Raw genomic sequence first — 22734 nt, forward strand, 5'->3', positions numbered from 1 at the left:
CGAGAGACGCCTCCTGCGGATGGGGAACACTGCCCTTCTCCCGTGCTTCGGCATGATGGGGGTACCACGGCAGCAGCTCCATCGGTACGACCCGGCGCCGCTGCTCGCCCGCCCGCCTTTCCGGCAGGGCATCTATGCGCCAGTCATATTCCTCAATGACATCACCCACTCATCATCAAGGCCAGTACGACACGTTGAATCGGCGCGATCACGTTACTCACACAATATGCAGGACTGAATCGGGTGAGGACTCGCGGTGGCGGTCCTCCGGGGCTGCGCTCTCTGCGTGGTAGGACAGTGCGGGTTGACCGAAGGAGGCCCCGTGATCCCACTCGACGGGATTTCGATACTGCTCCTGCTCGTCTCTCTTGCGGCGTGTGCCGGGATCCTCCTTCTCCTCGCAGTACGCAGTCGCAGGGCCGTCTGGTATCTGTGGGCGGCCAGTCTGGTTCCGCTCTTCCTGCTCGGCAGAATCTATGCGACGGTCGGCATCGAGCCCGTCTACCTTCTCGATGCATTTACGTGGCTGGCGCTGCTCGCCTCGGCTCCCGCATGGATTCCGCGCGTCTTCTCGGAGCCGCGGCTGCGCGGATTTCGACTGGTGGCCATTCTGCTTGCCGTTGCTGCCGCCCAGGCAGTGGTTCGCGGAATCGCAGCCGGTTACCCGGGCGCCGTCAAGGGATGCATTCTCGGAATCTATCCGGTGCTCGGATGGCTCGCGGCCACCTGGTTGCTCACTCGGCCGGCCGAGGAAATCCTCAGATGGCGATGGGTCCTCTTCGTACCGACCCTCGGTGTGCTTCTGATCGTGGCCCTCGGCGAACCCATCACTCCCGCGGCGATGGGTCTGTACCTCGCGATCGCGGGTGCCTTCGGCATGATCCTGCGCAAGACGGGAGACAGCCGGCTGCTCCTGTGGACGCTGGCCGGCGCCGCCGCGCTCACTGCGGCCGCGAGCAAGCGGGGGCCGCTGCTCGCGGTGCTCGCGGCCATCGCCGCGACCGCGCTGGCCGGCCGGTCGAGCCGTCAGCGGATCGCGTCGCAGTGGCCGGTTCTGACCCTGACCTGCGTCACCGTGGGAGTGTTCGCGGTCCTCGGGCTCTCCGCGGCCGGGCAGGGACCCTCCTCCCTGCCGGTCATCGGCGGTCTGGCCGACCGGCTGGAGTCCAGCGCCGAGAATCCCGACGGCGAAGCCTCCAACAACGTCGAACTGCGCTTCATGATGTGGCGCGAAGCGCTCGACGTCGCACAGCAGCAACCTCTTCTCGGCGCTGGTGCGGGGCGGCCGATCGACGTGGTGTTCGACGGCCGGACGCTGAACAAGGCCGAGTCCGGTCCGCACAACTCCTTCGTCGGATACGTCTACTACCTCGGATGGCCCGCGGGCATCGCGTTCGCCTCGCTCGTGGTGGCCACACTGTGGCGGACGTGGCGAGCACGCGCACATCTCGTCGGTGCGGCGTGGTTCGGGGCGACCGTGGGCCTCTGTTTCACGTCCTTCACCAACGTCGCCTTCGAGACCACCTACATCGGCCTGCCCTCGTGGCTCGTCCTGGCCTGTGCCTTCGCCCTGGTCGGAGTCCCGCGCACGGAGGAGACGCACAACGAGACCGGACCGTCGCTCCCGCCGTGCGTCGCCGCACCGCCGAAGGAACGCACGGCCGCTCTCGAGCCGATACTCCGTCATTCACCGGTACACACCAGCAGCAAGTGATCTGTTCAGGAGAGCACGTGCGGGAATCCGACATTCAGGAGTTCTGGTCCGCCCATCCGTGCGGTGACAACCTCTTCGGCGGTCCGGCCGGAGATCGCGCACCCGACTACGAGGCGTTCTTCTCCCAGTACGACGAGGCCAAGTACCGTCTGGAACCCCATATTCCACGCTGCTTGGACCGTCTGCCCCTCGCCGGCCGGCGCGTACTGGAGATCGGCCTGGGCCAGGGGGCCGAGGCCGAGCAGCTGATCCGTCGGGGAGCGCGCTGGACAGGGGTCGACCTGACCGAGGTGGCCGTCGAACGCACCAGAACCCGGCTCACTCTGCGGCAGCTGCCCTTCGAGGGGCTGCACCGGGCGAGCGTGCTCGACCTTCCCTTCCCCGCAGCCTCGTTCGACCTCGTTTTCAGCCACGGTGTGCTGCACCATGTGCCCGAGGTCCTCCAGGCGCAGAAGGAGATCCATCGCGTTCTGGCCCCCGGCGGCGAACTGGCCGTCATGCTGTATGCACGCTGGTCCCTCAACTACATGCTGGCGATGGGTCTGGTGCGCCGCGCCGCGCTCCTTGCGGCCTATCCGCTGGCAGGGCTGGGGCTGATCGGGGAATCCCAGGGGCTGCTGGGCCGCCATCTGGCCAATGCACGCCGATTCGGCCCGGCCCGGTACCTGCGGATGAGCCGGTTCGTCCATCACAACACCGACGGCCCGGACAATCCGTACTCCCGGGTCTACGACCTCCGGCGCGTGCGGCGCGACTTCCCGGACTTCGTCGTCACCAGCAGTGAGAAGCGGTTCATGCACGCCCCGCCGATTCCCGTCCACAGCCTTCCGGGCGAGAAAGCACTGGGGTGGCACCTTTGGGTACGGATGCGGCCGGCGACACGTCGCTCGTGACCGCCGGCCCGCTTTGATCAGCGGGCGGACCTGAATTCCGCGCACATGGAATCCTTGCCACAACCGCGTACGACCGGTGACGCACTTTCACTTTTCAGGTGAAGCAGTCCCCCGCCGCCGGCCATCAATTCCCCGCGCACCAATGGTGTGTCAGCGTCAAAGGCCCGGAGCTCAGAGTTAGCCTGACGAAACATCGGCCGGTCAGAGGAGAGAGAAAATGACGAAGTCCGGATTCTTCACCCAGGATCTCGCCAGTGGACCGGTGATGAGAGACCGGGACGCCCTGCTGCTCGACCTCTGCGCCGACCGGCGGGTACTTCATGTCGGCTGCGCCGACTCGCCGTTGAGTGCGGAGAAGCTCGCCAACGGCTCCCTTCTCCACGCCAAACTCCTGAAGAAGGCCCATGAGGTCCACGGCGTCGACATCGATCCTTCGGCCGTCGAGCTGCTGCGCGATCGTCTGGGCGGCGAATACTCGGTACTCGATATCGCCGACGACAGTGACAGAGCCGATCTGGTCAGGTTCAAGCCGGAGATCGTACTGGCCGGTGATGTCATCGAACACGCTCGGGACGCGGCTTCGTTCCTGCGTGGAATTGCCGCTCTGATGCGGGAGACGGACAACGAGACCGAGCTGATCCTCTCGACGCCGAACGGTCTCGCCGCCAAGAACCTGATCAACACGCTGGCCGGCCGGGAAATCATCCACCCGGACCACGTCTATGTCTTCACGCCTGCGGCGCTGTCCCGTCTGGTGTCGGACTGCGGGCTGCGCCCGAGTCGCTGGTTCTTCTATCACGTCAATTCCGGAAAGGACGCCCGGGCCCGCTGCTACGACTCGGTCTCACGGATCGCGTCCCGGCTCCGGCCCGCGTTCTCCGAGGGGCTGGTCCTGGTCTGCAAGACCGACGCTTGAGAGGTCCCGCCGCCGTGCGGGCCCGTCGTGCCCCGGACGACGGGTGCCGGACCGCCGCGTTCTCCCGCTGGAGACCGCACGACGGCATGGAAGAACGGAGGAGCCGTGCCCCGGGCACCGCTGTCCGACGTGCTGCGTCGTGATGCTTCCCAGGCCTTTCTCGGTGTGATGGGCGGCGCCGTCTCGGCCCTCGTGGGTTCGCTTCTCACTGCGCGGCTCCTGGCACCCGTCGAACGGGGGCACTACGCCACGGTCGCGGTCTTCGCGACGCTGGCCGTCGTGGTCCTCGAGATGGGCGGCGAGGTGGGAGTCCTGCGGGGGCTGACGGAGACGGAGGACTCCGGCAGATCCTTCCTGTCGGGCTACTTCGGGTGGATTCTCGTCGTCTCCGTGTCGGCAGGCGCCCTGGTGGCCCTGGCGGGGGACCTCGCCGTGGCGTGGCTGCGGCCCTCGTGGCTGGTCGGAGCGGGCGTCGCAGCGGCGATCTATGCGGCGCTGGTGGCCAGACTCGTCACGGGAGTCCTGCTGTACACCGGCAGGCTCCGGCTCCTGATCATGGTCCGGACCGTGGCCAACGGCGGCCCGATTCCCGGATGTCTGCTCTTCGTCGTCCTCGGGCTCACCTCGGCGGTCGAACTCGCGGCTCTTTCCTTCCTTTCGCAGGCCGTACTGAACTCCGCCTTCCTCGTGCTGTGCAGAGGCGCAGCCCTTGACGGCCCGACGGGTTCGGTGCGGTGCCGCGGCAAGCACTGGCGGCGTGATGTGACCCGGGTCTGGGATGCCGGAAACCTCAATCTCCATCTTCTGAACGGATCCACGTATGCGATGATGCGGGCCGACCAGATGGCCCTCTCCACACTGGGGGCCGACGCCACCCTGGGTGTCTACGCCGTCACGGCCAACGCCGCGGAGGTCGCCGGCTATCTTCCGTCGGCCCTGTGCCCGTTGCTCTCCAGAGGCCGGCCGGACCGCCCGGTGGCTCTCAGGAAGATCGTGGTCGTCCTGGCGATCGCCGTCGCCGCCCTGACTCCCCTGGTCTACTACGCCATTCCGGCGCTGTACGGCGAGGAATACCGCGCGGGACAGTCGGCCGCTCTCGTCCTGGTGCCGGCCTGCGGAATCTTCGCCATCGGGCGATTGGTGCAGGGGGTCGAACTGCGTGATCCAGCGAAGCGTCCGACCCTCACCATGATCGCGCTGGCCTCGGCGGCGATCGAGTTCGCCGTCATGTTCGTCCTCGGTGACAGGGGAGTCGTGGCGGCGGCATGTGCCTGCGCGATCGGCTACACCACGTACACGGTCTGGGTCGCGCTCGTCTACCGGACGGATCTCCTCCCCCGCCCCGCAGTCCTGCCGTTCCTGCCGTTCCTGCCGTTCCTGCCGTTCCTGCCTTCCCGGCTGCGGGGCGGCGACGGCGGGCGTCGAGCCGAAGCCGCTGCCGACAAGGCAGCCGACCGATAGCAGGACGGGCGGTCCGCCTCTCACACACCGTTGTCCGCACTGTTCCCCGCACGACCCACATCCACCGGTCCGCGATAGGCCGCGTTCACAAAGGAATTCCAGGTGTTCTCCACTGTCTGCGTAGTCGGGCTCGGCTATATCGGGCTTCCCACGGCAGCCGCGCTCGCCACCCATGGCATCGATGTCATCGGTGTCGACGTCAACCAGTCCACCGTCGGCCTGATCAACGCGGGTCGCGTCCCCTTCGTCGAGCCCGACCTCGCCGTGGCGGTCAACGGGGCCGTGGCCATGGGCCGGTTGCGTGCAACCTGCGTACCCGAACCGGCGGACGCCTTCATCATCGCCGTCCCCACTCCCCTGCAGGAGGACCGCACGGCGGACCTGTCCTGCGTACGCGACGCCGCGGCGTCGGTGGCCGGCGTACTGAAGGCGGGCGACCTGGTGATCCTGGAGTCGACATCACCGCCCGGCACGACGGTGGAGCTGTCGCGGTGGCTGGCCAAGCACCGTCCCGACCTGTCGTTCCCGCACGATGCGGGGGATGCGGCGGACGTACGGGTCGCGCACTGCCCGGAGCGTGTCCTGCCGGGCCGGACGATGATCGAGATCGTGACGAACGACCGGGTCGTCGGTGGCGTGGCCGGGGCCTGCGCGGAGCGGGCACGCAGCCTGTACGAGCTGTTCACCAAGGGCGAGTGCCTGCTCACCGATGCCACCACGGCGGAGATGGCCAAACTCAGCGAGAACGCATTCCGGGACGTGAACATCGCCTTCGCCAACGAGCTGTCGATGGTGTGCGACCACCTCGGTATCGACGGGGCCGAGGTCATCGCGCTCGCCAACCGCCACCCTCGCGTCGGCATCCTGCGGCCCGGCCCCGGAGTCGGCGGTCACTGCATCGCGGTCGATCCCTGGTTCATCGTGGGTTCGGCGCCTCAGCAGGCCCGTCTCATCCGTCTCGCCCGTGAGGTCAACGACGCCAAACCCGCTCATGTGATCAACGAGGTCACCCGGACCGCAGGCCGGTTCAGGGACCCTGTGATCGCCTGTCTGGGACTGACCTTCAAGGCCAACATCGACGATCTGAGGGAGAGTCCCGCCCTGCACATCGTCGACGAACTGGCTCAGCAGCGGGTCGGCCGCCTGCTGGTGGTGGAACCGCACATCACCGAGCTGCCCGTGTCACTGGCCGAGTCGGGTCGGGTGGAGCTCGTGGACGTCGCCACGGCCGTGCGGGACGCGGACGTCGTCGTCCTGCTCGTGGACCACGACACCTTCCGGGGCGTCAAACCGACCGCGCTCCGCGGCAAGGCCGTCTTCGACACCCGTGGATTCTGGCGCTGAGGCCGCGACGAACTCCTCCGGCCTCCCGCACAGCCCCATCCAGTGACCGATCGCCCGTACGGCACGGTCGGCGGCCCGACCGTCGCCGTACGGGTTGACCGCATTCGCCATCGAGGCGTACGCCTCCCGGTCGTGCAACAGCCGTCGCACCTGCTTCACGATGTGGTCCCGGCCCGTCCCCACCAGCCGGGCGGTGCCGGCCCGGATCGCCTCCGGGCGCTCCGTCGTATCCCTCATGACCAGCACGGGTTTGCCCAGGCTGGGCCCCTCCTCCTGGATGCCTCCGCTGTCGGTCAGGATGATGTGTGCCCGGTCCAGCAGCCTGGCGAAGCCCGCGTACCCGAGCGGTTCCGTCACCCGGATGGTGGCGATCCCGCGCACCTGCGGCAGAATCGCGGCCCGCACGACGGGGTTGGGGTGCAGCGGAAGCACGATGAGGAGCTCGGGTTCGGTCCGCGCCAGATCGGCCAGTGCCCCGCCGATGGACTCCATACCGCTGTCCCACGACTCGCGACGGTGAGCGGTCACGAGCAGGACCCTGCGCGGGCTGTCGTCGAGATCGGCCAGCGCCGGGTCCCCGTAGTCCGCCTTCCGCTCAACCGCCCAGTGCAGAGCATCGATCACCGTGTTCCCCGTGACCACGACGGAAGAACTGTCGATGCCGTCCCGCAGCAGATTCTCCCGCGCACTCGGCGTCGGTGCCAGATGGATCGTCGCCAGCTGACTCACCAGTCGGCGATTGATTTCCTCCGGAAAGGGCGAATCCCTGTTGTCGGTACGCAATCCCGCCTCCAGGTGAATCACCGGAATTCGGTGATAGAAGGAGGCCAATGCTCCGGTGAACGCCGTGGTGGTATCGCCTTGGACAAGCACTGCGTCGGGACGTTCGCGGTCGAGGAGAGGACAAAGACGGCCGAGCGCCCGGACCGTGATGTCGGTGAGTGTCTGATGCTCACTGAGAATGTCGAGGTCGTGGTCCGGGTCGATCCCGAACAGTGCGTGCACCTGGTCGAGCAGGCCACGGTGCTGGGCCGTGACCGTCACCGTCGGCGCGAACTGCTCCGACCTGTGCAGGGCTTCGATGACCGGTGCGACCTTGATGGCCTCGGGCCTGGTTCCGTAGACGACCATCAGCTGCTTCACCCGAGTCTCCTCCCAGGCCCGCGCGCCACGAATGCAACAGGACGACCGACCAGGCTTCTTGGTGATATCTGCGTCGCGCCGGAACACTTCTCATGCCATGCCTGCCGGCCGCTGGAAATGCGGGGTGTCGAAATTCATCGGCGCACGAAAATCGGGCCCACAGGTACTAGCGAATCGGTCGTCGACCGGAGAGGCTGCCGCGGCGTGACCGGCGTTCACCCTCACGCATGGAGATGTTCGTCCATCCGGGTCCCCGCCCAGGACGTGCGTGGGGGCCGGGCGAATTGCGGTTCATACAGTGCGCGGTGGGTGCCGTCCCCACTTCCTGAAAAGGCGAACCAGATGAAAACCGTGCTCCTGTCCCCCCGCACAGGATCCATCACCGTCGGAGAGATCCCCGCGCCTGGAGCAGCCCCCGGGATGGTGGTGGTCCGCAACGACTACTCACTCATCAGTGCGGGAACGGAGCGGGCCACGGTCTCGACCGGTGCGCAGAGCCTGGTGGGGAAGGCCCGGGAGCGCCCCGAGCAGGTGAAGCAGGTTCTCGACGCCCTGAAGCAGGCGGGAGTGGCGGACACCTATCGGATGGTCCAGGACCGTCTGGACCGGCCGATGCAGCTCGGCTACTCCTGCGCGGGTGTGGTGCTCGAGGTCGGCGAGGGCGTGGACGACGTCCGTCCGGGGATACAGGTCGCGGCGGCCGGGGCCCGCTATGCCTCCCATGCGGAGATCGTCGCCGTGCCCCGCAACCTCGTGGTGCCGGTTCCGGAGGGAGTGGACAGCCAGTGGGCCGCGTTCGCCACGGTGGGTGCGATCGCGCTTCAGGGCATCCATCAGACGGAGGCGGTGCCGGGTTCGCGGATCGCCGTCATCGGCCTCGGCCTGGTCGGACAGATCACGCTGCAACTGCTGCGCGCCTACGGCTACGACGGCGTGGGGATCGACCCGGACCCCGCCATGGTCGCGCTCGCGGAGTCGGCGCGGCTGACGGCGTACCCGCGCGGTCTGGACGACCTTGCCGGTGTGCTGTCCCGCGGCTGGGGCGGCACCGGTGCCGATGCCGTCATCATCACAGCGGCCACCACCAGCTCCGACCCGGTCGAGTTCGCCGGCCGCCTCGCCCGTGACCGTGCGGCGGTGGTCGTCGTGGGCGACGTCAATGTCGCACCGCCGAGGTCGTCCTACTACCACAAGGAACTGTCCATCCGTTATGCCCGGTCGTACGGACCCGGCAGGTACGACTCCCGTTTCGAGGAGGACGGTCAGCCGTATCCGGAGGGGTACGTCCCCTGGACGGAGCGGCGCAACCTCTCCGAGGTGCTGCGTCTCGTGGCCGCAGGCGCACTGGACTTCGCCGGACTGCAGCCACGTGTGTTCCCCATCGAGGACGCGGCCGAGGCATACGGAGCGCTCAAGCCCTCGGGCGGCGCCGGGCGCAGCGTGGCACTTCTCCTGCAGTACCCGGGTACCGCGCAGCTTCCGCCGAGGCCGGCGCCGCCGGCCGCCCCCGGCACCTGGACCGCCCCCCGGGGCACGGTCCGGGTTGCGGCCATCGGCGCGGGGAACTTCGCGACGAAGATGCTCTTCCCGCATCTGGAACGGGAATCCGGCGTCGATCTCTCGTGGGTCGCCAGTTCCCGGGGCCTCTCCGCCGCCCACCAGGGCCGGCGCTGGGGCTTCGGGACCGTCGCGGAGAGTGCCGAGCTGGGACTGGCCTCGGGCGATGCCGACTGTGTGATGGTCCTCAGCCGCCATGACAGCCACGGCCGTTACGCTGCGCAGGTCCTGCGCAGCGGTACCGCGCTGTACTGCGAGAAGCCCGTGGGTCTCACGGAGGCGGAGCTGGAAGAGGTCGCCGCCGCATGGCTGGCCTCCGGCGCCCCGGCGATGGCCGGGTTCAACCGCCGCTTCGCCCCGGCGATGCAGGACCTGCGGAGGGCGCTTCCCACGGGTGTGCCTCTCCAGCTCACGTACCGCGTCTTCGCGGGCAGACTCCCTGCGGACCACTGGTACTTCAGCCCCCGGCAGGGAGGGCGGCTGCTCGGGGAGGTGTGCCACTTCATCGACGCGGCGGGCTTCCTCGTACGCGGCCGGCCGGTCGCCGTCCGGGCCTCGGCCGTGGACACCCGGGATCCGGTCACGGCGCAGAGCGTCACGCTCCACCTCGACTACGAGGACGCGTCGACCGCGTCGATCGTGTACGGCGGACTCACCCCACCCGGTGCGCCCAAGGAGTTCCTGGAAGTGGCAGCCGACGGTCTTGCCGCGCGGCTCGACGACTTCCGCGCGCTGACCGTCTGGTCCGGGCGCAGGCCCACCACGACGAAGTACCGTGGCGCACCGAAGGGACACGCCACCGAGATGCGCTCACTCGTCCGCCTGATCAGGAACGAGACCGTCCGTGACGCCGACTTCGGTTCGGCCCTGTGGAGTTCTCTCGCCGCATGCCGGGCCGCCCGCTCGATCACGCTCGGGCGTGCCGTCGAGGTGGCACCGTCCACACCGGCCCTGGCGCAGGCCCTCGGGTATCTGCCCGGCCCCGGCGCGGAGGAGCAGGCGGCCGACGGATCTTCCCGTTCCCCGGTCACGATCTGATGTGCGGTTTCGTGGTCCTGCTCAACCGGCGTGCCGAGCTCTCGGCGCCCCGGTGGGATCCGTGCGCGGCCCTCGTGCACCGGGGGCCGGACGCCAGCGGCCATATGAACCTGCAGGGGCCCGACTGGCACACGGCGCTGCATTTCCGCCGTCTGGCCGTCATCGATCCGGACCCGAGGAGCGATCAGCCCTTCGGGTCTCCCGAGCGGGGCGTGCTCGTGTACAACGGGGAGATCTACAACGCGCCCGAGCTGCGCGAGGTGCTGCGGCGGCGGCAGGTGCGCTTCGAGACCGGCGGCGACACCGAGGTCCTCCACGAGCTTCTGCTGCAGCCGGACGCACCGCAGCTGCTCGACCGGGTTGACGGGATGTTCGCGTTCGTCCTGGTCCTGCCCGACGGGCGGCTGTGGTTCGGGCGCGACCGGCTGGGCATCAAGCCCCTGTACGCCGCGGCGGATGCCGCGGGCCGCCTGGTGGCGCTGGCGAGCGAGCTGGAACCGCTGCGGGCGTCCGGGATGCTGGGCGGTGTCGATCCGGTCGCGGTGGCACAGGGCGCCATGTTCCTGTGGACTCCACCGCCCCGGACGGGCTGGCAGCGCGTACAGGCCGTCCCCGCCGGGACCGTGCTCGCCCGTCATCCCCCGCACTACGACGAGCCCTTGCAGATGTGGCGGGCGGGTGCGACATCCCCCACCCGGGACATCGGTGCCGCGGTCCGTACGTCGGTGTCCCGGCAGGTGCGCGCCGATGTCCCCGTCGGCCTGCTGCTCAGCGGTGGCCTCGACAGCACCTGGCTGGGCGTCGAGCTGGTCAGGGCCGGCTTCTCCGGTCCGGCGTTCGCCGCCCGGCCGGGGCACAGTCCGAGGTCATCCGCCGAGCCGTTCGAGGACGACGCACCGTATGCCGAGCGTGTCGCCCGCCGCCTCGGGCTGCCGCTGCAGTGGGTCGATCTGGACGTCGACGTACTGCGGCGGATCCCCGAGCTGGTGGCCACCATGGAGCTTCCCTTCGGTGACCCGGCCGCGATCGCGCTGATGCAGCTCTCCCATGCGGCACGCGGTCGGGCCACGGTGCTGCTGTCGGGCCTCGGGGTCGAGGAGCTGTTCCTCGGCTACGAGCGCTATCAGGCCGTCCTGCTGCTGCAACGGCTGCCCGCGTGGGCACGGCCCGCCCTGGGCGCCGCTGTCGCCGTCCCCCGTCCCCGGCGTTACCGGGAACGCGCCGACAAGTTCGGCCGGCTGCTCCAGCTCGGCGTCCGGGACTGGGCGTGGGCGACGCAGGCCTACTACTCCGCGCAGGAGTGGAGTGCGCTCTCACCGGTCGTCGGGCTGGACGCGGTGACCGAACGGCACCGGGACGTGGCCGGTGCCGTGCTCGACCGGGGCGGCAGCCCGCTCGCGGCCGTGGTGGAGTGCGACAGGCGGCTGTTCCTGCCGGGCCTGAATCTGCTCTACGGCGACCGTGCCTCGATGCGGGCGAGCGTGGAGCTGCGTGTGCCGTTCCTGGGTGAGCCGGTGGCGGCCACCTGCCTGGACACCGTCGCGGAGACCCACCTCCGGCTGGGCAACGGCAAGGCGCGCTTCCGCGCCGCGGCCGTCGATGCGGGCGTACCGGAGTTCGTCGCGCAGCGCCCCAAGACCGGCTTCGGCGCACCGGTGCGGTCGCTGCTGCGCGAGCACGGTGGCCGGCTCTGGCCCGAGGTCCGTCGTTCCGCCGTGTTCGACGACATCTTCGACCGCAGGACCGCCGACCGCTTCGTCAAGGAGCACATCCAGGGACGGCACGACCGCGGCCTTGCCGTGTTCGGGCTCTTCTGTGCGGCGGTCTGGTGGGAACGGAACGTCACCGGTGGCCCGGGACATGCCGAGGACGCCCTGGTCGGCTACCGGGAATCGGTGCTCACATGACCGGCCGGGCCCCGGCGGGGCGTGCGGAGGGCGTCACGACAGCGCGGTGTGCAGAGCGGTGAGCGCGTCGACGAGCGGTGCGACACTCCACCGGGGCGATGCCCACAGCGCGGGAGTGCGCCGGTTGCCACCAGCGGCGCCCGCGCCGACACCGGGGTACCTGTCCACAACGGCCGACAGCACGTCGGACGCGAAACCGGCAGGTGCGAATCCGCGCTCCCCGGCCCATGCCGCCATCCGTACCGCTGTGGCGTCGTTGTTGGGGTCTGGCCTGTGCGGGCCGCCGGCGAAGTACCGGGGCACGGGACCGTCGAACAGATGGGTCAGGTAGTAGCGCGCACCTTGTTCGAGCTGGTCACGGACGTCGAGGTCGAGCAGCGCGGCCGCCTGCTCCAGACGCAGCAGCACGTATCCGGTGTGGAATCCGTCCACCCAGTCCAGGCGGGTTCCCCGGCCGTACGGCCATGAGCCGTCGGGGCGCCGGGCGCGCAGGCTCAGCCCGACCGCCGGTACGGCGGCGTCACGCAGGCGGCCGGAGAGCCCGGCGGGAAGCAGCCCGGTGGCGGCGAGACGGGCCGCCAGCGAGGCGCCCATGAGATTGGCGTTGTGGATCAGGACCCCGCTGGTCGGCGTATAGGTGAAGAACTCGCCGTTGTGCAGGTGTTCCAGCAGCGCATGGCCGAGCAGCTGCGCGGCTTCGGTGCCGAGCGTCCCGGTGTCCAGGCATCCGTCGGCGCAGAAAGTGGTCGCCACCAGGTTCGGGACGGAAGCGGGGTAGTACGCCCACCGGGTCTGTACGTCGAACTCGTACCGCCAGAGCCCGGCGTACTGCCCGGTCATCTGCTCGTCGGCGGTCCACCGGCCCAGGCGCACGGCGCGCTCGTGCCACAGGGGCGAGGACGAGAGCCGGGCGCAGGCGCCGGCCGCGGTCCCGGTCGCGGTCGCGGTGCGCAGCGGACGGATACCGAGAGCCGGTCTGAGGTCGGCCCGGCTGCGTTTGACCGCTTGCAGCAGGGCCTGCCGGAGCACAGGGTGCACGGCCAGCCGCCCGAGCGGACCGGTCAGTCCGTCGTACGGATCCGGGCCGGACCATCCACGGGCGTCGGCCCACCGGAAGAGCCGGTCGGCGAGGGCCAGCACGGTGTCGGCGCTGCGAAGGTCGGCGGAGCCGACGATCGCGGGGTGTTCGGTGTGGGTACTCACAGACATGCCCTCCGGGCACCTAGGTTGTCGTGATCCGGAAGGTCTCCGGCAGTGTGTCCGGCACGGGCCGGTCAGTAGGCGCCATTGCCCTCGACGACGGCGCGCAGCGTCCGGCACAGGACGCCGACGTCCACCGACGGGGACCAGTTGTCGACATAACGCAGGTCGAGAGCGACGGTTTCGTCCCACGACAGGTCGGAACGTCCGCTGACCTGCCACAGGCCGGTGAGTCCCGGTTTGACGCTGAGTCTGCGCAGCTCCACCGAGTCGTAGCCGGCGACCTCGTCGGGCAGTGGCGGCCTCGGACCCACCAGGGACATGTGTCCTTGCAGCACATTCAGGAGCTGGGGAAGTTCGTCCAGCGAGTAGCGGCGCAATACCCGGCCGGACCTGGTGACCCGTGGATCGCGGCGGATCTTGAACATCCGCCCGTCCTGCTCATTGGCGTGGGCGAGCTCCTGCTTCAGCTGCTCCGCATTGCTCACCATGGTGCGGAACTTCAGCATGCAGAAGGGGTGGCCTCCCCGCCCGACGCGGATCTGACGGTGCAGGACCGCTCCCGGGGAGTCCAGCCGTACGGCGATCGCCACCGCGGCGAACACCGGCGCCAGCAGCCCCAGCAGCAGTGCGGCGCCCAGCCGGTCCATCACCGCCTTCAGCACCGGAGCGGCGCCGCGGCGGATGGGCGGGGCGACGTGCAATATCGTGAGCCCGGCCACCGACGAGACATCGACCCTGCGTCGCGCCACCTCGGACAGGCCGGGCAGGACGACGAGCCGGCGCCCGTCCCCGTGCACGGCCCAGGACAGACGCCGCAGTCGCTCTCCGGCCATGCTCGGTCCTGGCGCGACGAAGACGAGGTCCACGTCGAGGCCCCGGGCCGCCTCCAGCACCGGCGAGGAATCGTCCGACATCTGGGCGGGCGGCTGGCTGTCCAGCCGGGCGGAGACCGGTGCGACCGAGCCAGGTGTCTCGCTGCCGATCGGACATACTCCGACCACCACGAACTCATGGTCGGTGCGCCGCGCAAGGTGGCTCACCAGACCGTCGACGGCACTCGCCTCGCCGATGACCAGGGCCCGGCGGACGGCACGGCCGTCACGGCGCTGTGCGAGCAGATGGTGGTGGATCAGTGTCTGGCACACCCCGGTCACCAGGACGGACGGCGCAAGCGCGGCGAGCGCGAGCAGGAACGGGGAACCCTCACCGGTCGCTGCCCGGAGCACCGCGAGGAGCCCCACCAGGATCAGCCAGTCCCGCACCGTGGGGCCGATGTGACTGCTCTCGCCCAGATTCCGCGGTGCGTAGCGTGCGCGAGCGCCACGTACGAGCAGCCATGCGGCGGCCGCCAGCGCCGCGCACCAGGCGGCATGGGTCTCGTCACCGAGACGGAAGGCCAGGTGCACCGGAACGGCGACCCCGACGGTGTCGGCGACGACCGCGGCCGGCAGGTACCAACCGGGTTTGCCGCTGCGTCTTCGTGCGTCACCGGGCTGCTCACGGGTGCGTGGTGGCTGCAGGCGCTGTGCCGATGGCGCGCTGGGTACGGTTGCTCCGAACAGCCTCATTCACCCTCCAGCTGGCTTCGACGGAATGCTTGGCCATCTACAGGACGGACAGGCGATGGACAGCAATCGCGATTGTCCGGGATGCATGCGACGCGGCCGGTGGCGACGCTCGGCGGCGTAGAACTCTCACCCGATGAGCAGCATGGGGTGATCCGGCAGCACCGGACGGCTGCCGCGACGCCGGTCCGAGCGTGGACGACGGGGAAACCGGTGTCAGTCGCCGCACCCCGGGGAGGGCCGCACCTCCGCCCGGAGCGGCGTGACCAGTGACTGCCGCAGCACCACGGGGGCACGGTCGCTGACCGGCTCCACCAGGTGGAGCGTCAGGGTGCGGCTCTGCTGTGACGGCAGTTCCAGGTCCAGGGTGTAGACGGGATGGCCGTGCTCGACACCGCTGCCCAACATGGCAGGACGGCCGTCCAGGGTCGCTCCGGTCAGCTGTGCCCCCGCGGTGGCGTAGTAGGAGACCAACAGGCGGTTGTCACCCGGCCGGGTGCGGTAGGAGGGTTTGTCGGCGCGCAGGGTGACATAGTCCGGGAGTCCCGACGACGGGGCGCGGTTGCCGAGCGTGACCCGTACGGTGACCGACCGGCCCTCCGGGGTGCACCGGCCCGGAAGCCACTCCAGCTGCCGGTCCAGGTAGTAGTCCAGCTTTCCGCCGGCCGCGTTGTTGACGACGAGTCCGGCGAACGGTCCGGTGTCCCGTGGCAGTGCGCCGCCCAGCGGCCTTGTCTCGAGCAGGTGTTGCTCGTCCTGCCTGGTGCTCCACAGTTTCAGTCGCTCTTCCTTCATCACGTGATGGACGGAGGTGAGCAGAGCGGGAAGGCGGTGCGGGTCGTCGATGGCGCCCGTCAGGCTGGTTGCCGCCGTGCGGGCCACGTCGAGGAAGAACGCCTTGCGCTTCGTGGTGTCCGTGTAGCGCGCGTACCCGGTGCGCTCGGTGAGGTCCAGCACGTTGTCGGCGGTGAGTTCCGTTCCGTCGGGCAGCCGGCCGGGACCCGTGGCGCGGAGAAGCAGTGCCAGCGCGCTGGGATCGAGCGCGGCCACACCGTCCACGGGCTTGCCTCCGTATGCCCGCCAGGTTTCGGACCAGATGCGGGCCGCGTAGGGGAAGTGCGGACTGAGATTGGTGTTCGCCCAGGTGCCGGTGGGGTCGTTGGCCCCGTACCGCGCCCTGAACTCCGGTCCCAGGTCGACGGTGGGCTTGACGTTCTCCAGCAGGGTGTTGTTGCCGAAGGTCTCGAAGCGCAGCCGGCCCTCGTCGGCGGTGAGAACGGCGAAGGCTCCGGGCAGGCCACCGGTTCCGCGGGCCTCGGCCGTGTTCTGGAAGACCACGAAGTACCGCCGTGGCCCCTGCTCGCCCAGCATCGGGGGCAGTACGCGAGCGGCGACGGCCACATCGGTCATGGCGGAGCTGATGTCGTCGAGCCGGCTGACCAGTTGCGCCCGGGCGTGGTCGGCGGCCGGCAGCCAGGTGTCGCTGGGCAGGCCGGCGGCCCCCGCATACGTCTCGGCCGCGGCTCTCGCCGCCCTGTCCAGCTCCGGAGCCCTGGTCCGCAGCGCGGACAGCAAGGCCAGGAAACCGTCCTCCCGTGTGCCGTCCGCGAGGTCGGGTGCGAAGTCCACCAGTGCCGGAAGCACCTCGTGCGTGAGGCGGTCGGCGGCGTGTGCTGCGCCGCGCGTGGTGTCGACGGGGCGGCCCAGGAACGGGATCTGTGCAGCGAGAAACCAGGCGGGACCGGTGGTGAGCCGATGGGCCCGGGCTGCGTGGGCGGCAGCGGAACGCATCGCGCTCTGCGCGCCCGGTGCCGGCTCGGCCGCCGGTCCGTTCGCTGCCGCTTCCGCGCCGGTTCTCCCCTGCGCGGTGGTGACCGACTGCTGCAGCGTTTCCAGACCGCGCTGTGCGGCCATCAGCTCGGCACGAGCGAAGAGCCCGGTGACGACGATCCAGCCCGCGCCCGCCAGGAGCAGCACCGCAGCCGCCGCCGACAGAAGCCTGACCGTCCGTGGACGCAGGCGTGGCGGGCGCCGTAGCCATGCCGCGGGACCGGTGCCCATCAGCGCTGCCGGTTGGACGGCGGGGAGGCCGCCGCAGCCATGGGTGCGGCACGCCGTTCCGCTGGCGCTGTCATCTTCCACCTGCCTCAGAACGAGAGCGAGTCGACATAACGGTCAATAGTGCCATATGGGACAGGGGGAATCCGAGACCACATCAGCTCGGTGAGGACGGGGGTGGATTGCCGGTGCGGCCGGGCACGACGCGAGCCACGGGGAGACCGCGCCCACGGTCCGCGGCAGTCGCCCTCGCCGCAACGGGAACGAAGACCACCCGGAACATCTTGGGCCACAGCTTGCCGGTGATCAGGAACTCATCGGTACCGGGGACGGCAGCGATGCCGTTCAGCACGTCGGCGCGCAGGGCCTCCCGCGGGGTCAGGAGGCCCGAGGCATCGATCCGGGCGGTGACGGCCCCGGTGTTCGTGTCGATACGCATGATCCGGTCCGACGACCAGACGTTGGCGTACACCGTGTCGCCCACGCACTCCAGCTCGTTGAGCAGCGGCACGGCCTCGCCACCGGCGCTCACCTCGACCTCCCCCGTCCTGGCCAGACTCTGCGGATCGCGGAAGACGAGCCGTGCGGAGCCGTCGCTCATGACCAGCCTGCCCCGCTCCTCCTGGTGGCACAGCCCCCACCCTTCGCCCGGGTAGCGCACGCGGCGCAGCTCGGCCAGTGTCCGTGCATCGCGCTCGATCGCGATCCCGTTCCGCCAGGTGAGCTGCCACAGGCTGGGCCCGAGGACGGTGATGCCCTCACCGAACAGGGGCGCAGGCAGGCCGACTCGGAGGGCGGGCCTGCCGCCGGGGGGTCCGGCTCGCACCGAGGATCTGCCGGACACGCCGGTGCTCTCGTACAACATGCCGTCGGCCAGCTCGAGCCCCTGGGTGAATGCCTCCGGGTCGTGGTCCAGCACCTCGAGCACCCTGACCGTCAGCTGCTCGATCCGGTCGGCGCTCCGCGCGGGTGCGCTCGGACCGGGACGCCCGGGGCCGCTGCCGGGACGGCACGAGGAGGCGAGCACGACGGCAAGTACGGCCGCCGCCACGACCGACAGCGCCGGGCACCGGCTCATGAATCCTGGGATCACGCGCACATCGAGTCCTTCGCCGACGACTTCGGCTCATCGGGCCGGTGAGGAGAGCGGCTTGCCGGCACCGTGGCCACTGCCCCCGGCGCCGGGGAACCCCGGCGCCGGGTGACGGCTGCCCGGCCGCCCGGAGCATCTGCCACGGGCGAGGGCGAAGCGCAGGTGAAGGCGTAGAACCGCACCGCAGGGGCGGTCAGCTGCTCTTGCGCCGCCGGGCGGCCATCGCCGTTCCGCCACCGAGCAGCACGAGAGCCGTTGCACCGCCGATGAGCATCAGCGAGTCGTTCTCACCGGTGTCGGCGAGTCGCGGCCCGTTGCCGCCTCCGTGGTCCCGTCCGTCGTCCCACCTGTCGTCCCGACCGCGGTCCGGTCCACGTCCCGGAGCACCGGGCCAGCCGTCGGACGGCCGGGTCGGTCTGGAGGTGGGGCGGGGATCGGGGCGCCCGTCGCCGGTGATGCGGATGGTGGCCGACAGGACGAGACGCGGGTTGCGGGCCTCCAGCTTGAACGTGTGCCGACCGGGCTCGGTGCGCCGGGGGATGGTGACCGTTCCTTCCACGATGCCCTGCGAATCAGCAGTGAACCTGCCGAGCACCACCTGTCGCGACAGGAGGAGCGCGGTGACTGCCTGCCCCGGCTCGAAGCCCGTGCCCGTGAAGTCGAGACCGTCACCCGGCCCCAGGATCGTGGCACCGAGACCGAGACCCGGCCCGGGGACGCTCGGCGGATACTGGGCGAAGGCGGGCGGGGCGGCGATCAGCGGTGCGGCGACGATGACGGCGGAGGCTGCCATGGCCGTCAGGCCGGCACGCCATCTGGACGTCCTCATTTTCTCCACGCTCCTCAAGAGGGTTCAGGCCGACGACTGACGACCTATACGTGCCATATTTACGGATACATAGCGACATCCCGAGATTGCGTGCACGGCAGGGCAGCGGAGGCACCGAATGGCGTAAGAACATGCGGCCTTGCCCCTGGAAGGCAGTGACCGCGGGGACGAAACGAGCACAAAGGGTGCACCGACAGGGATCTGTCGATGCGTCAGAAGCCGTGGCGACCAAACTCCCGGCGCCACTCGCCGGTTGCGGCCCGCCGCGGTGACAGGGTGCTCAGCAAGGCCGATGCCGCGGCGCACGGTGGTGCGCCGCGGCATCGGCCGCGCCCTGTCAGGTCCATCCGGGCGGTGGATAGAGATCGCCCTCTCCGCTGACCGCGTCGGCGAACACCAGCTCTTCCTCGTAGCGGCGATGACGGCCCAGAGTGCTCCTGGAGGAAGACGTCTCCGGTTTCGCCAGCCGGCCGTCGGCGGCGAGGGTCTGGACCCGCTGGAGCACCGATCGCAGATCGAGGCCGAGTTCATTGGCGACGACGAGCAGATCCACGCCGGACTGCCAGCTCCAGATCAGCACCGAGTCCATCGCCGGCGACCAGACCGGCCCGACCGCATAGGTGTCGACCCATGGGTCCTCGACCACCGGTTGCGGTGCAACCGGGGTGACCACCTGGGGCGTTGGCACCGGCTGGGGAGGCGGTGGCGGTGGAACCACTGGGGCCGGCTCTACGCGAGGGAGCGGGAACTGGGGTTCAGTAGGAGGATCGCTGACGGCCTCCCTGATCCTGTCCTGGCCGGTGGCCAGCAGATTGGCCGCCACCGTGCGGGCACCGTCACGGCCCACGGTCCTGCGCGCCACCCTGACCTCGCGCTCATGCAGGCCCATCATGCCGGCGACGCTTCCGTCGTCGCCGACGACCACGGCGAAGGCTGCGAGCTTCCTCGTGCGGTCGGCCTGTGCCTCGTCCAGAGCGCTCTGCGCCTGCCGCACCCGATCATCGCTGGCGCAGAAGGCTTTCGCTAGGATTGTATTTCTTTCCCATACTTCACGCGGTTCCACATACACACAAACGCCCGTCGCAGCCATTGAGCTCGCAGTCTCGGCGTATTCAACACAAAGAGAGCCAAAAACTAAAGGCGGTCAAGGTCGCAGCCGATAACTTACGGCTGTCGCACCGAACGTCACACTCGACCCCGCGTTCGACTCCTCCGCGCGGCCGGATCACCCTCAGGGGTCGGCGAACACCTGCCGACTCCCGGACGGCAGCCAGGAGGCGGATGAGCGGGCATGCGGACATTCATCCGTCTATCGGATGCTGCGACGAGAGAATATGCATCCACTGGGTTGAATTCTTGAGCGCGTCGAACACTCTCTCCCCGCCGGAGCTTCTCTTCGATGCCATCGTGCTGTCCGGCCCACGCTGTGCGAGCGAGTGGGCGCCAGGTGACCGTGACAGCCGCTCGCAACGGCAAGGGAAAGAGACAAGCATGCGCAAGATCGCCAGGGCGGCCGCCACCGGAGCCCTCGTACTGCCCCTCGTGCTGGGCGCCGCCGGCATCGCCGCCGCCGACGCCGGCCCGGTCTACGGGCAGTTCGAATCCTCGGCGAACGCCGCGGGCGCGAGCAACTCGGGAGTGGTCTCCGGCTTCCCCGGCGCCGGCGAGCCGGAGGCCGGCAGCAGCGCCGTCGGCACCCCGGCCCACATGGCGTCGAGCCAGACCGCCGACGCGACCGGTGCTTCCTCGACGGCCCTCTCGAGCGGCGTCGACGCCGAGGGTCGCACCTACTACACCGCCAACCGCATGGTCGCGGACGAGAACGGCGCATCGTCCTCGCTGACGCACTCGCATTCCTGACGGACACATGTTCCGAGGCGCTCGACAACTCCCGGGTCGGGCGCCTCGGCCTTTGTCCCGACCGGCGGCTCCCCCGGCGCATCCCGCAGTCGCCGAAGTCCGTGGACCGGCACCGACGCCCGGACGGACGTCACGCATGGGCGGCACCCAGAATGAAGGTCCACCAAGGACCGTCCGGACCCAGGGCGATTCCCACACCGGCTTCCTTGTAGGTGCAGGTGAGAATGATCGCCCGATGCTCCGGGCTGTTCATCCAGCTGCGAACCACCGACGTCGCGGTCAGTGATCCGCGGGCCACGTTCTCGCCGAAGTACTCGTTCTTGTAGCCCGAATCCCGCAGCCGTTCGGCAACCGAGACCCCGCCTTTTCCTGCATGGGTCAGCTGTCCTCCCGTCGCCATTTCGACGCTGTGCCGCTCGGCCGCCCGCTCCAGTGCCGGGTGCTCATGGACCACGGGACATCCCGCCTGCGCCCGCTCCACGTTGACCAGAACGAGAACGCTCTCGGAGACCCGCGCGGACACGGCACCGGCACCGGACCGTTCGGCGGTGGCGGCAGCGGCGGTCGGCTCCGCGGCCGACGCGGACTGTCCCGTCGCCACGGCTGCCAGACCGAAGCCGGCGAGCAGAGTCACGGCAGGAAATCTTTTCGCCCAGTTCGTCATGGAACATTTCTACCCCCGCCACCGGCCGTGACTTCGCCATTCATGGCCGAGCTGAAATCTTTTTCGGCGATACGGAGCAAAGGAATTCACCGGCACCCCTGAAAAGGAGAAGTCCCGGACACGGTATTTCGTGTCCGGGACTTCTTGCCGCTCCGCTCCGTCCGGGAATGACATGTGTTCTTCGTCCCCCGAGGACTTCACCGTCTCCCCGTGCCGGCCGGGCGGCCGTGCGCGATCGGCCGGTGGACTACTTCTGACCCAGCGGCAGTGCGATATCGGTGACCTGGTAGTTGCTCGGGAAAGTGCGCACCCGTTGTGCTGCTCCGGTGAGGAGGTTCACGTGGTGGAAGCGGTAGAGACCGTTGACCTGCAGGGTGGCGAACGCCTGGTTCCTGCCGTTGAAGCCGTTGCCGTTGCCGTTGTTCGCCTTTGAGCCGTCCTTGGCCGAGTAGTAGATGTCGAGGCCGGCCGAGGGCCCCACATCGACGGCGAGGCTGCCCGTGGGAGCGAGGTTGCCGGAGTTGGCCGGCGACTGGATCGACAGGAAGTCGTTGACGGTGTCGATGTCGAACAGGGTGGTCCCGGTCAGCGGGTCCAGGTCGTTGTTGGTGTACGCGGCTCCGCTGATGCCCGGTGCGGACAGCGGGGAGTCGACCGCGGTGCCGAGCGGCGGAGCCGGGTCGTCGATGTTGTGCCGCAGGTTCTGCCCGGAGTCACTGATGATGCGCAGCCGGTTCACGACCGGGTTGAAGTCCACGCCGAACTGGGATCCCACGAGCGCCACCGTGAGCTGGTGCACCTTCGTCGCAACGGCGTTGGCCGTGTTCAGGGTGTAGATGCCGCCCTGGTTGCCCACCCCGTAGAGCAGTCCGTTCTGGACGCGGAAGTCGATTCCGACCAGGGACGTGTCCCCGACGAGACCCGAGACCAGCCCGATCGAACGGACCGACGACGGAGTGCTGGTGTAGAAGCTCACCAGGCGCTGGTTGTCCGTCAGCCCGAACACTTTCAGACGCCCGCTCAGGTCACCCCCCGTCGAGCGGGCTGCAGCCGTCGGCCCCGCCTGTGCGAGTGCCGACCCCGGCCCGGCCTCGGCGTCGGCCGCGGCCGTCTGGGGCCAAGCCGCCACAGCGGCCAGCACCGCTGCGGCGAGAATTGCTCTGCGCATGTGTGTGTCTCCCTCAGAGGTCGAGTCGCCCGTACCACTGGGCGTCGGACAGCCACATACCGTGTGGGGAGCATTCCGCAACATCTGTACGGCCATTTGGCCGCACAGCGGTCGCAACCCCCTGCCCGCGGCGGATGAATGAGGCAACGGAAGGGGCCACCGGACCTGCGACGGGTGCGCGGCGGGGCTGCACGGCGATGGGTTCGTACCCGGGCTGCAACCGGGCCGGGCACCGGCCCGTGGCCGCTGGATGCGCGGACATGGGTGCAGGCCCGGCAATGAACTGCCGGGCCTGCGCTGCCGGTGGCCGATGGACGGTCC

General features: G+C 69.5%; 16 protein-coding genes and 1 pseudogene. 8 read left to right on the forward strand and 9 right to left on the reverse strand.

Features of this window, described 5'->3' with window-relative positions:
• Window positions 1-322: 322 nt before the first annotated feature.
• The 5 genes and pseudogenes from AC068D_RS07290 to wecC all read left to right on the forward strand — a co-directional run.
• Window positions 323-1714, forward strand: a complete 1392-nt coding sequence (locus AC068D_RS07290; RefSeq protein WP_478821960.1) for an O-antigen ligase family protein — start codon at window positions 323-325, stop codon at window positions 1712-1714.
• A 17-nt stretch (window positions 1715-1731) separates the two neighbouring features.
• Window positions 1732-2607, forward strand: a complete 876-nt coding sequence (locus AC068D_RS07295) for a class I SAM-dependent methyltransferase (protein WP_478821961.1) — start codon at window positions 1732-1734, stop codon at window positions 2605-2607.
• Window positions 2608-2824: 217 nt separating this feature from the next.
• Window positions 2825-3523: a class I SAM-dependent methyltransferase gene (locus AC068D_RS07300; RefSeq protein WP_478821962.1), complete on the forward strand. Its 699-nt coding sequence runs from the start codon at window positions 2825-2827 to the stop codon at window positions 3521-3523.
• A 105-nt stretch (window positions 3524-3628) separates the two neighbouring features.
• A complete protein-coding gene (locus AC068D_RS07305) occupies window positions 3629-4984 on the forward strand; it encodes a lipopolysaccharide biosynthesis protein (protein ID WP_478821963.1) in 1356 nt (451 codons plus the stop codon).
• A 102-nt stretch (window positions 4985-5086) separates the two neighbouring features.
• A pseudogene (gene wecC / locus AC068D_RS07310) lies at window positions 5087-6265 on the forward strand (UDP-N-acetyl-D-mannosamine dehydrogenase); the annotation flags it as partial.
• Here the strand turns inward: wecC and wecB are convergent.
• Complete coding sequence (wecB, locus tag AC068D_RS07315) at window positions 6167-7471, reverse strand: non-hydrolyzing UDP-N-acetylglucosamine 2-epimerase (protein ID WP_478821964.1); 1305 nt, start codon at window positions 7469-7471, stop codon at window positions 6167-6169. The pseudogene wecC and the gene wecB sit on opposite strands and share 99 nt — an antisense overlap.
• Before the next feature lie 342 nt (window positions 7472-7813).
• Between wecB and AC068D_RS07320 the strand changes: the two genes are divergently transcribed.
• Window positions 7814-10066, forward strand: coding sequence for a bi-domain-containing oxidoreductase (locus AC068D_RS07320; protein ID WP_478821965.1), 2253 nt, complete (start codon window positions 7814-7816; stop codon window positions 10064-10066).
• An 11-nt stretch (window positions 10067-10077) separates the two neighbouring features.
• Window positions 10078-11973 carry an asparagine synthase (glutamine-hydrolyzing) gene (gene asnB, locus AC068D_RS07325; protein ID WP_478821966.1) on the forward strand — a complete coding sequence of 632 codons (1896 nt, stop codon included), beginning with the start codon at window positions 10078-10080 and terminating at the stop codon, window positions 11971-11973.
• A 33-nt stretch (window positions 11974-12006) separates the two neighbouring features.
• Here the strand turns inward: asnB and AC068D_RS07330 are convergent, their stop codons facing one another.
• The 6 genes from AC068D_RS07330 to AC068D_RS07355 all read right to left on the reverse strand — a co-directional run bounded on the left by AC068D_RS07330 (window position 12007) and on the right by AC068D_RS07355 (window position 19715).
• The gene (locus tag AC068D_RS07330) at window positions 12007-13182 is read right to left on the reverse strand and encodes a hypothetical protein (RefSeq protein WP_478821967.1); all 1176 of its coding nucleotides are present in this window, start codon (window positions 13180-13182) and stop codon (window positions 12007-12009) included.
• A 65-nt stretch (window positions 13183-13247) separates the two neighbouring features.
• Window positions 13248-14744: a sugar transferase gene (locus AC068D_RS07335; RefSeq protein ID WP_478821968.1), complete on the reverse strand. Its 1497-nt coding sequence runs from the start codon at window positions 14742-14744 to the stop codon at window positions 13248-13250.
• Between the two features lie 213 nt (window positions 14745-14957).
• Window positions 14958-16883 carry a DUF4012 domain-containing protein gene (locus tag AC068D_RS07340; RefSeq protein ID WP_478821969.1) on the reverse strand — a complete coding sequence of 642 codons (1926 nt, stop codon included), beginning with the start codon at window positions 16881-16883 and terminating at the stop codon, window positions 14958-14960.
• Window positions 16884-16956: 73 nt separating this feature from the next.
• On the reverse strand, window positions 16957-17892 hold the full coding sequence (locus AC068D_RS07345) for a glutaminyl-peptide cyclotransferase (protein WP_478821970.1): 936 nt from the start codon (window positions 17890-17892) through the stop codon (window positions 16957-16959).
• 193 nt (window positions 17893-18085) lie between these two features.
• Window positions 18086-18721 (reverse strand): LPXTG cell wall anchor domain-containing protein, encoded by a 636-nt coding sequence (locus AC068D_RS07350; protein WP_478821971.1) that lies wholly within the window; start codon window positions 18719-18721, stop codon window positions 18086-18088.
• A gap of 337 nt (window positions 18722-19058) precedes the next feature.
• Complete coding sequence (locus AC068D_RS07355) at window positions 19059-19715, reverse strand: hypothetical protein (protein WP_478821972.1); 657 nt, start codon at window positions 19713-19715, stop codon at window positions 19059-19061.
• Window positions 19716-20212: 497 nt separating this feature from the next.
• Here AC068D_RS07355 and AC068D_RS07360 point away from each other — a divergent pair, with 497 nt between their 5' ends.
• Entirely contained in the window at window positions 20213-20581 is a 369-nt protein-coding gene (locus tag AC068D_RS07360; protein WP_478821973.1) for a hypothetical protein, read from the forward strand.
• Window positions 20582-20711: 130 nt separating this feature from the next.
• Here the strand turns inward: AC068D_RS07360 and AC068D_RS07365 are convergent, their stop codons facing one another.
• Together AC068D_RS07365 and AC068D_RS07370 are read right to left on the reverse strand one after the other, a co-directional pair.
• Window positions 20712-21245, reverse strand: a complete 534-nt coding sequence (locus tag AC068D_RS07365; protein ID WP_478821974.1) for a CAP domain-containing protein — start codon at window positions 21243-21245, stop codon at window positions 20712-20714.
• Between the two features lie 247 nt (window positions 21246-21492).
• Window positions 21493-22413: a DUF4394 domain-containing protein gene (locus tag AC068D_RS07370; RefSeq protein WP_478821975.1), complete on the reverse strand. Its 921-nt coding sequence runs from the start codon at window positions 22411-22413 to the stop codon at window positions 21493-21495.
• Window positions 22414-22734 lie beyond the last annotated feature (321 nt).

Source organism: Streptomyces sp. NPDC043861, from assembly GCF_056435905.1.

Coding starts and splice junctions, on each gene's coding strand:
- AC068D_RS07330 (WP_478821967.1), bottom strand. CDS start 13,182: ATGTCTGTGAGTACCCACACCGAACACCCCGCGATCGTCGGCTCCGCC.
- AC068D_RS07360 (WP_478821973.1), top strand. CDS start 20,213: ATGCGCAAGATCGCCAGGGCGGCCGCCACCGGAGCCCTCGTACTGCCC.
- AC068D_RS07350 (WP_478821971.1), bottom strand. CDS start 18,721: ATGAGGACGTCCAGATGGCGTGCCGGCCTGACGGCCATGGCAGCCTCC.
- AC068D_RS07335 (WP_478821968.1), bottom strand. CDS start 14,744: ATGAGGCTGTTCGGAGCAACCGTACCCAGCGCGCCATCGGCACAGCGC.
- AC068D_RS07320 (WP_478821965.1), top strand. CDS start 7,814: ATGAAAACCGTGCTCCTGTCCCCCCGCACAGGATCCATCACCGTCGGA.
- AC068D_RS07365 (WP_478821974.1), bottom strand. CDS start 21,245: ATGACGAACTGGGCGAAAAGATTTCCTGCCGTGACTCTGCTCGCCGGC.
- AC068D_RS07370 (WP_478821975.1), bottom strand. CDS start 22,413: ATGCGCAGAGCAATTCTCGCCGCAGCGGTGCTGGCCGCTGTGGCGGCT.
- AC068D_RS07300 (WP_478821962.1), top strand. CDS start 2,825: ATGACGAAGTCCGGATTCTTCACCCAGGATCTCGCCAGTGGACCGGTG.